At 47.5% G+C, this 2,451-nt stretch carries 3 protein-coding genes; 2 read left to right on the plus strand and 1 reads right to left on the minus strand.

Annotation, left to right across the window (positions count from 1 at the left end; translation table 11 throughout):
• Positions 1 to 222: 222 nt before the first annotated feature.
• Positions 223 to 687 carry a YbhB/YbcL family Raf kinase inhibitor-like protein gene (locus RMO84_RS11235; RefSeq protein WP_310488551.1) on the plus strand — a complete coding sequence of 155 codons (465 nt, stop codon included), beginning with the start codon at positions 223 to 225 and terminating at the stop codon, positions 685 to 687.
• A gap of 110 nt (positions 688 to 797) precedes the next feature.
• Here RMO84_RS11235 and RMO84_RS11240 read toward each other — a convergent pair whose 3' ends face one another.
• Complete coding sequence (locus RMO84_RS11240) at positions 798 to 1,073, minus strand: hypothetical protein (RefSeq protein WP_310488552.1); 276 nt, start codon at positions 1,071 to 1,073, stop codon at positions 798 to 800.
• A gap of 590 nt (positions 1,074 to 1,663) precedes the next feature.
• Here RMO84_RS11240 and RMO84_RS11245 point away from each other — a divergent pair.
• On the plus strand, positions 1,664 to 2,451 hold a 788-nt coding region (locus RMO84_RS11245), incomplete at its 3' end, for a condensation domain-containing protein (RefSeq protein ID WP_310488553.1).

Below are 2,451 nucleotides of genomic sequence, written 5' to 3' on the forward strand. Positions count from 1 at the left end.
GGGTCGCTGTCTTGACCCAAAGCCATGGGTCGGGAACCTCCGCGTGATTTGGGTCGCTGTCTTGACCCAAAGCCATGGTCGGGGAACAAAGGCGGGAGCGAGTCGCTAAACCGTCGGGGAACCTCCCGTTTGTGTGCGTCAAGACAGAGGGGCTGGGGGTGAGGGCAAAAGGCTGGCATTTTACATTTAATTTCGCCTAGCTACTCACTTATCAATTTCAATATGAAATTAAACATCAAAGACCTCCGCATTAGTAGTGCGGCTTTTGTACCACTGGCGCGGATTCCCGACCTTTATACATCCAAAGGTGAGAATATTTCACCACCAATTGATTGGACGGGAGTACCGCCAAATACCCAGCAATTGGCTCTGATTTGTTACGATCCCGATGCGCCACTAGCCCGAGGGTTCTCGCATTGGCTGATTTACAACATTCCAGCGCAGGTAAATGCGATCGCCCCAGGCAGCGGTCGTGCTTTCACTGAAGGTAAAAATAGCATGGAAAGTATGGGCTATACCGGCCCAGCACCACCACCAGGTCATGGTTTGCATCATTACTATTTCTGGCTGTATGCCTTGGATACGGCTCTGGACTTGGCTGCTGGACTCGATCGCGAACAGCTACTCGATGCGATCGCGCCCCACATCATCGAACAAGCCCGAACGGTCGGCACCTACGAGCTATAAACAGCTACCAAATCTCTTGCGGATGCGATCGATTAGTCGTGTTCGCAAAACCCGACTTTTTGAAACGGTACCTATTTTTACTCTCTAGATATTTGCCAACATTGAAATCATTATTTTTCCAAGCTTAATTCTCCATTCTTAATCACAATTACCTTTTCTTTACCAGTAATTTTGATACTACCAACGCCGACGACAGTGACCGTACACGAACTACTACAAATGCTCATTGATGTTGTATTGCTGTCGATACTTGTATTGAGCGTACCGACATCTGCAACTTTTACTGCGTATTTTTTGCTATCTTTATTAGTCAAATCAGTGGCTAAAGCTGGCGATGAGCATACGAGGGAGACGATCGAGAGTGCAAGTAGTTTGTTGATTTTCATTAATCTAATTTGGCTGAATTCGGTCGATTACCGTTCGATCGGTTTCCCGAATCTAGCGGCGTTGCGTTTAGTTTAACCTCAGATTTAGCCGAGTGTCCACAGTCTCTGTCAGAGTTGGTTATGCTCTAGCCTGATGTCAACTAAAAGCCTCATTCAGTATCAATCTAGAGTCCTTTTCAAGTTGTTGACATTTGCGATCTCATGTCATAGAGCCTTTTTTCACACGAGAGATCTTCAACATAATATCTTCTGGTTGGGTTGAGAATAATCGCGCGATTGCAGTCGGCTAAAGCTCCTCGACTGTCATTCAACTTCTTATCTTTGAGACTGCCACGCTGAAAGTAAGCTACGCTGATGCCAGATGAGAGTGAAGCATGAATCGGGAAAATCTTGATTTAAAGATCTGTCTTGTGAGTGATTTGTTCGATCGGCGATCGCCAGTAGACTCAGACAAATAATACTACCGAAAACTTCTAACCATCGTGGATGGTTGCAGTTACAGCATATTCCAGCAGGGTTGCAACCTTATTTGCAGGACTTTGAAGTAAACATATCGATCGACACGAACACTTACTGTTTGGCATTCATATATGAGCCAGGATCTGCTCGGTAGTCTTACAGATGATGAAGAACTTAATCTTGCCGAACCAGCAGAGGTGTTCGTTTTTCCCACTTCTTTCGCTCAACAGCGGTTGTGGTTTCTCGACGGGTTAGCACCAGGCAATCCCGTTTATAATGTCTCCACCGCACTGCGCCTCAAAGGTGCGATCGATTTGACCGCTTTAAAACAGACATTTAACGAAATCGTCCGTCGCCACGAAACCTTACGCACTACGTTTCTGGTGGTGGAAGGGCAACCCATACAGGCGATCTCACCTAGCCTGAGCATCCCGCTACCCCTTATCGATTTACGCAATTTCGACAGCCAAGAGCGGGAAACACAACTGCGGCAAATTGCCACCGCAGCGGCTCAACAGCCTTTCGATCTCACTACTGGGCCATTGCTGCGCGTGAAGCTGCTACAGCTAGATGATGCTGAATATGCGCTGTTGCTCGATCTCCATCACATTGTCGCCGATGGTTGGTCGATCGGTGTGCTAGTTCGAGAACTAGGGGTATTATACAAAGCCTTTGCAGCGGATGAGCAGTCTATCCTACCAGAACTACCGATTCAATATGCGGATTTTGCCCAATGGCAACGGGAGTGGCTGCAAGGAGTAGGGACAAATAGCGAATCGCCATTACAAACTCAGTTAGCTTATTGGCAACAGCAGTTAGCTGGAATTTCGGTGCTAAATCTCCCCGCAGATCGTCCCAGACCCGCAGTGCCCAGCTACAGGGGTGCAAAACAGGTTTTAGAGTTATCGCCCTCTCTCAG

Source organism: Chamaesiphon sp. VAR_69_metabat_338 (assembly GCF_031423935.1).
GTDB lineage: Bacteria > Cyanobacteriota > Cyanobacteriia > Cyanobacteriales > Chamaesiphonaceae > Chamaesiphon.

Coding starts and splice junctions, on each gene's coding strand:
- RMO84_RS11235 (WP_310488551.1), top strand. CDS start 223: ATGAAATTAAACATCAAAGACCTCCGCATTAGTAGTGCGGCTTTTGTA.
- RMO84_RS11240 (WP_310488552.1), bottom strand. CDS start 1,073: ATGAAAATCAACAAACTACTTGCACTCTCGATCGTCTCCCTCGTATGC.